Annotated in this window: 10 protein-coding genes; 6 read left to right on the forward strand and 4 right to left on the reverse strand. The window is 72.4% G+C overall.

The window, feature by feature from the left end; all coding sequences use genetic code 11:
• Window positions 1-62 precede the first annotated feature (62 nt).
• A complete protein-coding gene (locus tag ACGFZN_RS10375) occupies window positions 63-554 on the reverse strand; it encodes a MarR family winged helix-turn-helix transcriptional regulator (RefSeq protein WP_393858034.1) in 492 nt (163 codons plus the stop codon).
• Window positions 555-646: 92 nt separating this feature from the next.
• Here ACGFZN_RS10375 and ACGFZN_RS10380 point away from each other — a divergent pair, with 92 nt between their 5' ends.
• From ACGFZN_RS10380 to ACGFZN_RS10405, 6 genes are all read left to right on the forward strand, one after another.
• A complete protein-coding gene (locus ACGFZN_RS10380; RefSeq protein ID WP_393858035.1) occupies window positions 647-1,015 on the forward strand; it encodes an HGxxPAAW family protein in 369 nt (122 codons plus the stop codon).
• A 137-nt stretch (window positions 1,016-1,152) separates the two neighbouring features.
• Complete coding sequence (locus tag ACGFZN_RS10385; RefSeq protein WP_393858036.1) at window positions 1,153-2,028, forward strand: DUF2797 domain-containing protein; 876 nt, start codon at window positions 1,153-1,155, stop codon at window positions 2,026-2,028.
• 131 nt (window positions 2,029-2,159) lie between these two features.
• On the forward strand, window positions 2,160-2,900 hold the full coding sequence (locus tag ACGFZN_RS10390) for a response regulator transcription factor (RefSeq protein WP_393858037.1): 741 nt from the start codon (window positions 2,160-2,162) through the stop codon (window positions 2,898-2,900).
• A complete protein-coding gene (locus ACGFZN_RS10395) occupies window positions 2,897-4,537 on the forward strand; it encodes an ATP-binding protein (protein ID WP_393858038.1) in 1,641 nt (546 codons plus the stop codon). Before ACGFZN_RS10390 ends, ACGFZN_RS10395 begins: the two co-directional genes overlap by 4 nt.
• 14 nt (window positions 4,538-4,551) lie before the next feature.
• Window positions 4,552-6,099 carry a glycosyltransferase gene (locus ACGFZN_RS10400; RefSeq protein ID WP_393858039.1) on the forward strand — a complete coding sequence of 516 codons (1,548 nt, stop codon included), beginning with the start codon at window positions 4,552-4,554 and terminating at the stop codon, window positions 6,097-6,099.
• A complete protein-coding gene (locus tag ACGFZN_RS10405; RefSeq protein WP_393858040.1) occupies window positions 6,096-8,309 on the forward strand; it encodes an ArnT family glycosyltransferase in 2,214 nt (737 codons plus the stop codon). Before ACGFZN_RS10400 ends, ACGFZN_RS10405 begins: the two co-directional genes overlap by 4 nt.
• Window positions 8,310-8,364: 55 nt before the next feature.
• Here ACGFZN_RS10405 and ACGFZN_RS10410 read toward each other — a convergent pair whose 3' ends face one another.
• The 3 genes from ACGFZN_RS10410 to ACGFZN_RS10420 form a co-directional block, all read right to left on the reverse strand.
• Window positions 8,365-8,838 (reverse strand): PPOX class F420-dependent oxidoreductase, encoded by a 474-nt coding sequence (locus ACGFZN_RS10410; RefSeq protein ID WP_393858041.1) that lies wholly within the window; start codon window positions 8,836-8,838, stop codon window positions 8,365-8,367.
• A gap of 51 nt (window positions 8,839-8,889) precedes the next feature.
• The gene (locus tag ACGFZN_RS10415; RefSeq protein WP_393858042.1) at window positions 8,890-9,711 is read right to left on the reverse strand and encodes a YceI family protein; all 822 of its coding nucleotides are present in this window, start codon (window positions 9,709-9,711) and stop codon (window positions 8,890-8,892) included.
• A gap of 122 nt (window positions 9,712-9,833) precedes the next feature.
• The gene (locus ACGFZN_RS10420; RefSeq protein WP_393858043.1) at window positions 9,834-12,383 is read right to left on the reverse strand and encodes an MFS transporter; all 2,550 of its coding nucleotides are present in this window, start codon (window positions 12,381-12,383) and stop codon (window positions 9,834-9,836) included.
• Window positions 12,384-12,397 lie beyond the last annotated feature (14 nt).

The following is a 12,397-nucleotide window of genomic DNA, read 5'->3' on the forward strand; positions in this document are numbered from 1 at the left end:
CCCGGAGAGATCCGGGGCCTCTGATGTTTCCGGTGGCCGGGGCCGGAGGAGGCCGGGGAGGGTCAGCACTCCTCGGCGGGGTCGTTGCGGTTCAGCTTCTCCAGATACTCGTGGGCCAGTGCCGTCGCCCTCGTGAACCAGTCGGTGATGATCGACAGTTCCTCGGCGGTGTAGTCGGAGAACAGCGCCGTCAGGCGTTTGTAGTGGCCCGCGTACACCGCCTCCACGCGCGTGACGGCGTCCGGCACGGCGGCCACCCGGACCCTGCGGCGGTCCGCGGGGTCGGGGCGGCGGGTGACGTAACCGGCGCGTTCGAGGCGGTTGAGGATGCCGGTCACCGCGCCGGTGGTCACATGGGCGCGGGCGGCGAGGTCGCCGGCCGTCAGCAGGTCGTCGCCGGCCTCCAGGACGAAGGCGAAGCACGTCAGGTCGGTGACGTTGAGGCCCAGTCGCCGGGCCAGCTCCTGCTGTCCGATCAGGTGGGCGGCGATGAGGTGGTCCATCGCCGACAGCGCCTGGGCCGGAGTGGCGGGCGGTCGCGGCGTGACGTGCATCTTTCGAGATTCCTTAGTTCGTGAGATATTCGGTCGAGCGGATGTCTTAGTTCGTGAGGGAATTCTTTCCCCCGGGGGACTGGAGCGGCTGTATGAGTCTGTACGACGAGGGTCACACGATCGCCGGCTGGACCGGCTTCGGCATCGCGACGGTGGGAAGCGCTGTGGTGGGGGCGGGAGTGTGCACGGCCTCCCTGCCGGTGGTCGTCGCCGGGCTGGCCGTGGTCGCCGTGAGCGTGGTGGTGACGTGGGTGCTGCATCTGGCCGGCTGGGGCAAGCCGCCCGGGGTGCGGCCGCGGGGGCGCTGGGGGATGCGGGTCCGGGACGCACAGGCGCGGGACGGCCATCCCGGCTGCGTCAGCTGCCGGCTGGCGGGGCGGGGGCGTCGGGCCGCGGCGCCGGCCGGGGTGGTGGGGACGCCGGCGGCCACCGAGCCGGTGCCTCTCTCCCCCGCCGAGTGAAGGCGCGGGCGGGAAGGGGAAGTTGGGGCCGGACTGCCTGGTGTCCCGGTGGACGTGGGGCTTCGGCGGCGGAGCCCAGCGGGTGGCCATGCGCATCCCCACCTCACTGTCAGACCCCGCCCTTACCCTCACACGTGATGGGACGGGTGTGGAAGTGTTCGGGGCTCCGCTGGTCGGCGGGCGGGCCCGTGCTGGTGTGGGGCGGGGGGCGGCGCAGCGCGCTGCCCCGGGGGAAGCGGGTCGGTTTCGCCGTGCCGGCAGGGGGCGTGCGCACGTGTGCGGGCGCGCGGGGGCACGAGTGCCCGGTGCGGGCGGTGGTGTCGGGGCGGAGTACGGGAGGCCGGTGCGAGGAGTGCGCACGGCTGGACCGGGCGCACTCCGTGGCCGCCGACACGCTCGCCGACGACCCGCGGCCGTACCGGGTGTATCTGGCCTGGTTCGGGCCCGGGATGGTGAAGGTCGGGATCACCGCGGTCGAGCGGGGCTCCGCCCGGCTGCTGGAGCAGGGCGCCGTCTGCTTCAGCTGGCTGGGCACCGGCCCGCTGATGGCCGCCCGGCGCACCGAGGAGCTGCTGCGGGCCGCGCTCCAGGTGCCGGACCGGATCCCGTACACCGAGAAGCGGGCCGTGCGGTCGGCGTTGCCGCGGGCCGAGGCGGAGCGCGCGGCACCGCTGCGGGAGCTGCACGCCCGGGCCGTGGCGCTTCCCGGGTGGCCGGAGTCGCTGGCCCCCGAGCCCTGCGAAGTCGTCGATCACTTCGAGGTGTTCGGGCTCGCCGGCGCGCCGTCTGCCCTCGGGGAAGTGGTGGAACTCGTCCCCGGCGGTGGTGTGAGCGGCGAACTGGTCGCGGCCGCGGGGCCCGATCTTCATCTGGCGGTCGGCGGACGCGGCGTGGTCGTGCTCGACACGCGTCTGATGAGCGGGTGGGAGCTGGTGCCGACGGCCGGTGCCGGTGCCGGTGGACTCACCTTTCCGGTGCGGGAGTTCGACCGCCCGCAGGAGGGGCTGTTCTGAGGCGGGGGCACAGACCCCGATGCGGTACGGCTCCCAGCCCAGGCGCCGCCTGAGAGCCGCCTGTGTGTTTCTCAGGCAATTCACAGATCGGGGAAAGCCTCCTCTCAGAGGGCCCCGACAAGGTGTGCACCATGACCACGACCTCGCCCCAGGGGCGCACCGAACTGCTGAGGCCGGACGGGAGCCCCGTCCGAGTGCTTGTGGTGGACGACGAGCTGTCGATCACCGAACTGCTGAGCATGGCCCTTCGTTACGAGGGCTGGCAGATCAGGAGCGCGGGGGATGGGCACGGCGCCATCCAGACCGCCCGTGAGTTCCGGCCCGACGCCGTCGTGCTCGACATGATGCTGCCCGACATGGACGGGCTGACCGTTCTCGGCCGGCTGCGGCGGGAACTGCCCGATGTGCCCGTCCTCTTCCTCACCGCGAAGGACGCCGTCGAGGACCGTATCGCCGGGCTGACCGCGGGCGGCGACGACTACGTCACCAAGCCGTTCAGCCTGGAGGAGGTCGTGGCGCGGCTGCGCGGGCTCATCCGCAGGTCCGGCGCGGCCGACCGGCGGTCGGACTCGGTGCTCGTCGTCGGCGACCTCACCCTGGACGAGGACAGCCACGAGGTGTCGCGGGGCGGCGACTCCATCCACCTCACCGCCACCGAGTTCGAGCTGCTGCGCTTCCTCATGCGCAATCCGCGGCGCGTGCTCAGCAAGGCGCAGATCCTGGACCGGGTGTGGTCGTACGACTTCGGCGGTCAGGCCAACGTCGTCGAGCTGTACATCTCGTACCTGCGGCGGAAGATAGACGCCGGCCGCGAGCCGATGATCCACACCCGGCGCGGGGCCGGTTACCTGATCAAGCCCGCCGCGTCATGAGCGGACGGCGGCGGCCGGGTCCGCAGCGACGGCAGAAGCGGCAGCGGCGACGACCGGGACAGCCGCGCACGCTGCGGACCCGGCTCGTCGTCGCGTCGGTGATGCTGATCGCCGTGGTGTGCGCGGTGATCGGCACGGTCACCACCCTCGCGCTGCGGTCTCATCTGTACGAGCAGCTGAACGGTCAGCTCAACGAGGTCGCCTCGCGCGCCTCGGGCGCCTTCGGGCCGCCGGGCCAGCAGCCGAGGGACGACGTCCTGCCCGACGGGCAGAAGTTCAAGGCACACCCGACGCAACTCACCGACTTCGTCACCAAGGGCCCGCAGCCCCAGGGCACCATCGCGGCCAAGGTCGTGAACGGCGTCGTCACCGGCGCCGAGCGAGGCGTGAAGTCCACCAGCGACCTGGAGATGAACCCGAAGTCGCTGACCCCGGCGCAGCGCGCCGCGCTCGCGGCCGTCCCGCAGGAGGACGGGCGACAGCAGACCGTCGACATACCCGGTGTGGGCGAGTACCGGGTCGAGTACCGGACGGGTGACAACGGCTCCTTCTACGTCGCCATACCCACCTCCGCCGTCGACAACACGATCAACACCCTCATCCTCGTCGAGATCAGCGTCACCGCCGCCGGTCTCGTCGCCGCCGGTATCGCCGGATACGTGCTCGTCGGCGTGGCCACCCGCCCCCTCCGCAAGGTCGCCGCCACCGCCACCCGGGTCTCCGAGCTCCCCCTGCACAGCGGCGAGGTGAACCTCAGCGAGCGGGTGCCGGAGTCCGAGTGCGATCCGCACACCGAGGTCGGGCAGGTCGGCGCCGCCCTGAACCGGATGCTCGACCACGTGCACGGCGCCCTGCACGCCCGGCAGCAGAGCGAGATGCGGGTACGGCAGTTCGTGGCCGACGCCAGCCACGAGCTGCGGACCCCGCTGGCCTCCATACGCGGGTACGCGGAACTCACCAGACGCGGACGCGAACAGGTCGGCCCCGACACCCGGCACGCCCTGGGCCGTATCGAGTCCGAGGCCGGCCGGATGACGCTGCTGGTCGAGGATCTGCTTCTCCTCGCGCGGCTCGACGCCGGGCGGCCGCTGCAGTTCGAGCAGACCGACCTCGTCCCGCTCGTCGTGGACACGGTCAGCGACTCCCGCGCGGCCGGCATGGACCACAACTGGCGGCTCGACCTGCCCGACGAACCCGCCCTCGTGTCCGCCGACGCGGCACGCATCCAGCAGGTGCTCGTCAACCTGCTCGGCAACGCCCGCAAGCACACGCCCCCGGGAACGACCGTCATCGCGCGCGTGCAGCGGCGCGGGGCGTGGATGTGCGTGGACGTCGAGGACAACGGGCAGGGGATTCCGCCGGAGCTGCTGCCGCACGTCTTCGAGCGGTTCGCCCGCGGGGACTCCGCGCGGTCCAGGGCCACCGGGTCCACCGGTCTCGGGCTCGCCATCGTGCAGGCCGTCGCCGCCGCGCACGGCGGTGCGGTGACCGTCGACAGCGTTCCGGGCCGGACGGTGTTCACCGTCCATCTGCCCGCGCTCACCCCGGCCGTTCCCCGGCCCGCGCCCGAAACGGACTGGCGATCGCACTCACAGGCACAGCACAGTGCCACCACATGGGTGCGACAGGGGGCCTGAGTTGAGTCGGTTCCATGCGAACCGACTCTTCTCCCGGCACCCTGCCGGCGCGGGAGCACCTCCCGGCCGGAGACGCCGGTACGCCTGTCCTGGACGTAGTGATCCCCGTCTACAACGAGGAGAAGGACCTCCGGCCGTGCGTCCGCAGACTGCACGAGCACCTCACCCGCACCTTCCCGTACGCCTTCCGCATCACCGTCGCGGACAACGCGTCCACGGACACCACCCCGCAGGTGGCGGCGCGGCTGGAGGCGGAGATCCCCGAGGTCGTCAACTTCCGCCTGGAGCAGAAGGGGCGGGGCCGGGCCCTGCGGACCGTGTGGTCCGCCTCCGAGGCGCCGATCCTCGCCTACATGGACGTCGACCTGTCCACCGACCTCAACGCCCTGCTGCCGCTGGTGGCGCCGTTGATCTCCGGCCACTCGGACCTCGCGATCGGCTCCCGGCTCGCCCGCAGCTCCCGGGTCGTGCGCGGCCCCAAGCGGGAGTTCATCAGCCGGGCCTACAACCTGATCCTGCGCGGCTCGCTCCAGGCCCGCTTCTCCGACGCGCAGTGCGGCTTCAAGGCGATCCGCCGCGACGTGGCGCAGGTGCTGCTGCCGCTGGTGGAGGACACCGGCTGGTTCTTCGACACCGAGATGCTGGTGCTCGCCGAGCGCGCGGGGCTCAGGATCCACGAGGTGCCGGTCGACTGGGTCGACGACCCGGACTCCACCGTGCACATCGTGCGGACCGCGACCGACGACCTCAAGGGCGTCTGGCGGGTCGGCAAGGCGCTGGCCACCGGTTCGCTGCCGCTGGACCGGCTCGCCCGGCCCTTCGGCGACGACCCGCGCGACCGCGAACTGACCAACGTCCCCAAGGGACTTGCCCGCCAGCTCGTCGGATTCTGCGTGGTGGGCGGCCTGTCCACCCTGTTCTACCTCCTGCTCTACAGCGTCTTCCGGCAGTTCTCCGGCGCCCAGATCGCCAACGCCCTCGCGCTGCTGGTCTCGGCGGTCGCCAACACGGCCGCCAACCGCCGGCTCACCTTCGGGGTGCGCGGCCGGGGCGGCGCCGTGCGGCACCAGGCGCAGGGCCTGGTCGTGTTCGGCATCGGACTGGTCCTGACCAGCGGTTCTCTCGCCGCCCTGCAGGCGGCCGGCGGCCACCCGGCGCACTCCACCGAGCTGGCGGTGCTCATCGCCGCCAACCTCGCAGCGACCGTGCTGCGCTTCCTGCTCTTCCGCGCCTGGGTCTTCCCGGACCCCGGCGAGTCCGACACCGGCTCCCCGGCCGTCACCGCCCCCGCCGTCTCCTCGCCGGCCTACGGCACGAACCCGGTCCCGGCCCCGCCGCACGGGTCCACCCCGCCGCACGGGTCCACCCCGCCGCACGGCACGACGACCGTGCCGTACGCCCCGCTGCCCCAGCGACCGGCGCCGTACCCGCAGCAGTACGGGCAGCCGCCCCAGACCACCCAGGTCCGCGCCGGTGAAGCCGCGGACGGCCGCTGGAAGGACGCCACGATGCGACTGCAGCCCGTGCGCCCGCACGACACCGATCCGGGGGATTCCCGATGACCGTCCACCAGGAACACAGCCGTACGACCGTCTGGGGGCCGCCGCCGACCGCCCCGCCGCGGGCCCCCGAGGCCGGTGAGCCCAGGCAGCCGGTCGCCCGCAGACTGTGGCGCGGCCGGCCCGAGGACCCGCGCTGGGCGCGCCCCGCCTTCCTCGGCCTGCTGGCCGCCACCCTGCTCCTCTACCTCTGCAACCTCGGCGCCTCCGGCTACGCCAACTCCTTCTACTCGGCGGCCGTACAGGCCGGCAGCAGGTCGTGGAAGGCGTTCTTCTTCGGCTCGCTCGACGCGGGCAACGCCATCACCGTCGACAAGCCGTCGGCCTTCCTGTGGCCGATGGAACTGTCGGTGCGGATCTTCGGGCTCGGCTCCTGGGCGATCCTCACGCCCGAGGTGCTGATGGGCGTCGGCGCGGTGGCGGTCGTGTACGCGGCGGTGCGCCGCCGCTTCAGCCCGGCCGCCGGTCTGATCGCGGGCGCGGTGCTCGCGCTCACCCCGGTCGCCGCGCTGATGTTCCGGTTCGACAACCCGGACGCGATGCTGGCCCTGCTGACGGCGCTGGCCTGCTACTTCGTCGTACGGGCCGTGGAGGACGGGCGGACCGGGTGGCTGGTGTGGGCGGGCACCGCGATCGGCTTCGCCTTTCTCGCCAAGACCCTGCAGGCCTTCCTGGTCCTGCCGCCGCTGGCGCTCGTGTACGCGGTCTGCGGGCCGGTGCGGCTGCGCAAGCGGCTGGGCCAACTGGCGCTCGCCACCCTCGCCCTGGTCGTCTCCGGCGGCTGGTGGGTCGCGATCGTCGAGCTGTGGCCGGCCTCCTCCCGCCCCTACATCGGCGGCTCGCAGAACAACAGCTTCCTGGAGCTGACCTTCGGCTACAACGGCCTCGGCCGCATCAACGGCGACGAGACCGGCAGCGTCGGCGGCGGGGGCGGCGCGGGCGGCTCCGGCCGCTGGGGCGCCACCGGGTGGGACCGGATGTTCAACTCCGAGATCGGCGGCCAGATCTCCTGGCTGCTACCGGCCGCGCTGATCCTGCTGGTCGCGGGCCTGTGGGCGACGCGGAAGCTGCCGCGCACGTCCGTCAGGCGCGCCTCGTTCCTCGTCTGGGGCGGCTCGCTGCTGATGACCACGGCGGTCTTCAGCTACATGGCGGGCATCTTCCACCAGTACTACACGGTGGCCCTCGCGCCCTACCTCGCGGCCGTCGCCGGCATGGGCGCCGGGCTGCTGTGGGAGAAGCGGCGGGAGCTGTGGGCGTCCATCACCCTGGCCGCTGCCGTGGCCGCGGCGGCCGCCTGGGGCTACGCCCTGCTCAACCGCACCTCCGGTTATCTGCCGTGGCTGAAGTGGCTGGTGCTGGTCGGCGGCCTCGTGGCCGCGCTCGGTCTGGTCTTCGCCGGCCGGATCTCCCGTTCGCTGGCCCTCGGTGCGGCGGCGGTGGGCCTGGTGGCCGCGCTCGCCGGTCCCACGGCGTACACGCTCAGCACGGTGGACTCCGCGCACACCGGCTCCATTCCCACGGCGGGTCCGGCGGGCGCGAGCATGATGGGCTTCGGCGGCGGCCAGGGCCCCGGCGGCATGCGCGGCGGCTTCGGCGGCGGGGGCACGCCGGGCGGCCAGGGCCAGGGACAGCAGGGCCAGAACGGCCAGGGTCAGCAGGGGCAGCGGAACGGCAACGGCTTCCCGGGCGGCGGCCCCGGTGGCACCGGCGGCTTCCCCGGCGGAGGCATGCCGGGCCAGAACCGGCAGAACGGCACCGGGAACGCACAGGGCCAGGGGCGGACCGGCGGCGGTTTCCCCGGCGGGACGGGCGACGGCGGCGGCATGGGCGGGGCCGGCGGCCTGCTGAACGGCGCGAACGTGTCCTCGGCCGCCAAGAAGCTGCTGGAGACGGACGCCGCGAAGTACACCTGGGTGGCCGCGTCCATCGGTTCGCAGAACGCGGCCAGTTACCAGCTCGCCACCGGCGACCCGGTGATGGCGATCGGCGGCTTCAACGGCACCGACCCGTCCCCGACACTGGCCCAGTTCAAGAAGTACGTGGCGGAAGGAAGGATCCACTACTTCATCGCCGGCGGCGGAATGGGCGGCGGCACGGGCGGCAGCGGCAGCGGTACCGCCGCGCAGATCAGCTCGTGGGTGCAGAGCACCTTCAAGAAGGTCACGGCCGGTTCGGCCACCTTCTACGACCTCACGCGCAAGGCGGGCTAGCCGGGTGGCCGACGGGGCCGCGTGGAGGCGCACACCTCCACGCGGCCCCGGCAGGTCACTCCCCGTCGGACACGAGCCGCGCCGGGAAGCCTCCCGTCGCCACCGGCCCCCACCGCTCCGGGGTCACCCGGATGATGGACTTGCCCTGCTTGACCATGGCCTGCCGGTACTCGTCCCAGTCGGGATGCTCACCGGCGATGTTCCGGTAGTACTCCACCAGCGGCTCCACCGAGTCGGGCGCGTCGACGACCTCGGCCGTGCCGTCGATCTGCACCCAGGGGCCGTTCCACTCGTCGCTCAGCACGACCAGGCTGACCCGCGGGTCGCGCCTGGCGTTGCGGGTCTTGGCCCGCTCCGGGTACGTGGAGACGACGATCCGTCCGGAGTCGTCGACACCGCAGGTCAGCGGGGACGCCTGCGCCCCGCCGTCGGCGCGGCGGGTGATCAGCAGGGCGCGGTGCCGGGGCCGTACGAAGTCCAGCAGCTCGTCCAGCGACACTCGGGTGTTGGTAGCGATGTTCGGTGCCATGGCAAGCCAGCCTAGGGGCAGAAGCCGCCCCCGTGGCTGACCCTGCTGTGCCTACGCCTGCGGCAGCGAGTCGCCCTGCACCGCCTGGATGTCCAGCTCCACCCGCAGCGTCGTGCCGATCGCGGCGATGCCGGCCTGCAGGACCTGGTTGTAGTTCATGGCGAAGTCCTCGCGGTGCAGCTCGGCCGTCGCGCGGAACGCGGCGCGCGTGCCGCCCCACGGGTCGGCGCCGGTGCCGAGGTAGGCGAGGTCGAGGTCCACCGGCCGTACGACGCCGTGCATGGACAGCTCGCCGTGCACCGTCCAGCGGTCGGAGCCCGCGACGGTCAGACCCGTGGAGCGGTATGTGATCTCCGGGTGCTGCTCGACGTCCAGGAAGTCCCCGGACCGCAGGTGCGTGTCGCGCATGCCGTTGCCCGTGTCGATCGACGCGGCCTTGATCACCGCCTCCACGCGGGACTTGGTGACGTCGTCCGGCGCGATCTCGATGGTGCCGCCGAACTCGGTGAACCGGCCGTGCACGCTGGAGATCCCCAGGTGCTGGGCGACCGCGGCGACGGAGGAGTGCACCGGGTCGATGGTCCAGGGGCCGGGCGGCGGCAGCTCGGTGCCGCCCTGCCGGGCCAGCGTGACCGTGCCGATCTCGGCCCGGCCGCTCGCGGTGACGATCGCCGAGGAGGCCACGGGCGCGTAGCCGACGGCCGTCACGATCACGGTGTACGCCCCCGGCGCCAGCTCGGTGGTGTCCCGTACGGCTCCCTCGGCGTCCGCATCGGCGCGCAGCACCTGCGTACCGGTCATGTCGGTCACCGTGACGACCGCGTGCGACACGGCCCACCCGTCCCGCGTACGGATCTTCGCGGTCAGTCCCATCCCGTTTTCTCCCTGCAAGCCTGTGAAGGCCTTCGAAGCCTTGCAAATCGGTCTTAACACACCGGCCCGTGGCGCGCGCCGGAAACCGGCAGGTCACATGCGCGCCACGGGCCGCGGCGGAACTACTCGCCCGGGTGGGCGAGTTCGATGTCGTGGCCGTCGACACCGCTGCCGGCGACGGTCAGGGCCGTCGCCACCGGCGGGTAACCCGTCGCGATGACGGTGTACTCGCCGCTGTCCAGGTCGGTGAAGGCGTACGCCCCGTCCGTCCCGGTGGTGGCGGTGCCGACCACGTTGCCCGCCTGGTCGACGAGCGTCACCCGGGCGTCGGCCAGCGGACCGTGCGGGGCCCGGACGACGCCCTGGAGCTGGGCGCCGGCGTCCAGGTCGATCTCGATCCGGGTGAGCCCGGTGGCGCCGACCTCGACCGGCAGCGCACGCGGCCGGAAGCCGCTCGCGTTGACCGCCAGGGTCACCGTGCCCGGCACCAGGTCGGTCAGGGCGAAGTCGCCCTGCGCACCGGTGGCGGCGGTGGCCAGCAGGTCGCCGCGGACGTCGGTGACGATCACCATGGCGTCCTTGACCGGCAGCGCGCTGCCGGCGGCCCGGACCACACCGGTCAGCCCGCTGGTGCCGCTGAGCAGGATGTCGTACGACAGCGGCTCCTCGCCCACCACGACGGTGGAGGCCTGCGGCTGGTAGCCGTCGGCGGACGCGATCAGGACGTACGACCCGGCGCCCGGGGCGTCGACGGAGTAGGACCCGTCGGCCTGGGCGACCGCGCGGCCCAGCTGGCGGCCGGACAGCGAGATCAGGGTGACCGCCGCCTGCGGGACCGGGGCGCTCTCGGCGCCGCGCACGAAGCCGTGCACCGGGGTGCCGCCCCCGCTGCCGGGCTCGGCGATGGTGGCGACGGCGGTCGCCGCCGGCTGGGCGGCCGTGGCCGTGGCGCCGGGGGTGTCCGACACGACGGGCGTGGCCCAGCTGGGCACCCGTTCCCGGGCCGGAGCCTCGGCGGCCTCGGCGGGGGTCTCGGTGGCGGGGACGGCCTCGGCCGGGACCTCGGCCGGAGCGGTGCCTTCGGCGGCCTGCGCGAGGGCGCCCTTGGTCTTCAACGGGACCTCCTTGATGAAGAGGGTGATCAGGAAGGCGACGGCGGCGAGGCAGCCGGCGATGAAGAAGACGTCCGCGATGCCGTGGCCGTAGGCGCTCTCCAGCAGCGTCCGGATGGGCGCCGGGAGCTTGTTCATGTCCGGGATGCTGTCGGTCGAGCCGGAGCTGCCATCCAGGGCCGCCTGGTACTTGGGGCTCAGGGCGGAGACGCCGTCCTGCACGTAGTGCGTGATCCGGCGGGACATCACCGCGCCGAGGGCGGAGACGCCGACCGCACCGCCGAGGGAGCGGAAGAAGGTGACCGTGGAGCTGGCCGAGCCGAGGTCGGAGGGCGCCACCTGGTTCTGCGTGGCGAGCACCAGGTTCTGCATCATCATGCCGATGCCGAGACCCAGCAGCGCCATGAAGATGGCCATCTTCCAGTAGTCGGTGTCGTACCGGATGCCGCCGAGCAGCACCAGGCCGGCCGTGACCAGCACGCCACCGCTGACCAGCCAGGCCTTCCAGCGGCCGGTGCGGGTGATGAACTGACCCGAGACGGTGGAGGAGACGAACAGGCCGCCGATCATCGGGATGGTCATGACGCCCGACATGGTCGGGGACTTGTCGCGGGCCAGCTGGAAGTACTGGCTGAAGAACACCGTGCCGGTGAACATCGCGATGCCGACGAACAGCGAGGCCAGCGACGCCAGCGTGATGGTGCGGTTCCGGAACAGGCGCAGCGGGATGATCGGCTCGCTGGCCTTGGCCTCGACGAGGACGAAGAGCGCGCCGAGGACGATCGAACCGCCGACCATCGCGTAGGTCTGCCAGGAGATCCAGTCGTACTTGTCACCGGCGAAGGTGACCCAGATCAGCAGCAGGGAGACGGCGGCGGAGATGAGGGTGGCGCCGCCCCAGTCGACCTTGACCTCCCGCTTGACCACGGGCAGGTGCAGGGTCTTCTGCAGCACGATCAGCGCGATGACCGCGAAGGGGACACCGACGTAGAAGCACCAGCGCCAGCCGAGCCAGGAGGTGTCGGTGATGACACCGCCGAGCAGCGGGCCGCCGACGGTGGCGACGGCGAACGTGGCACCCAGGTAGCCGGAGTAACGGCCGCGCTCGCGCGGGGAGATCATCGCCGCCATGACGATCTGCGCCAGTGCGGACAGACCGCCGACGCCGATGCCCTGCACCACACGGCAGACGATCAGCATGCCCGGGTTCTGGGACAGGCCGGCCGCCATCGAGGCGACCACATAGATGATCAGGGCTATCTGGACGAGAGCCTTCTTGCTGTACAGGTCGGCGAGCTTGCCCCACAGGGGAGTGGCCGCGGTCATCGACAGCAGGGCGGCGGTGACCACCCAGGTGTAGGCGGACTGGCCGCCGCCGAGGTCCCCGATGATGTGCGGCAGCGCGTTGGAGACGATCGTGGACGACAGGATCGCCACGAACATGCCGAGCAGCAGCCCGGACAGGGCCTCCATGATCTGCCGGTGCGTCATCGGGGCGTGGCCTGGGCCTCCCCCGTGCTTGGCGTGAGCCCGCACACCGGCTGGTGTGGTCGTTGCCATGGGCTTCCTTTTCT

The sequence above is a fragment of the Streptomyces sp. NPDC048192 genome, assembly GCF_043202415.1.
In the GTDB taxonomy this organism is placed as follows: Bacteria; Actinomycetota; Actinomycetes; order Streptomycetales; family Streptomycetaceae; genus Streptomyces.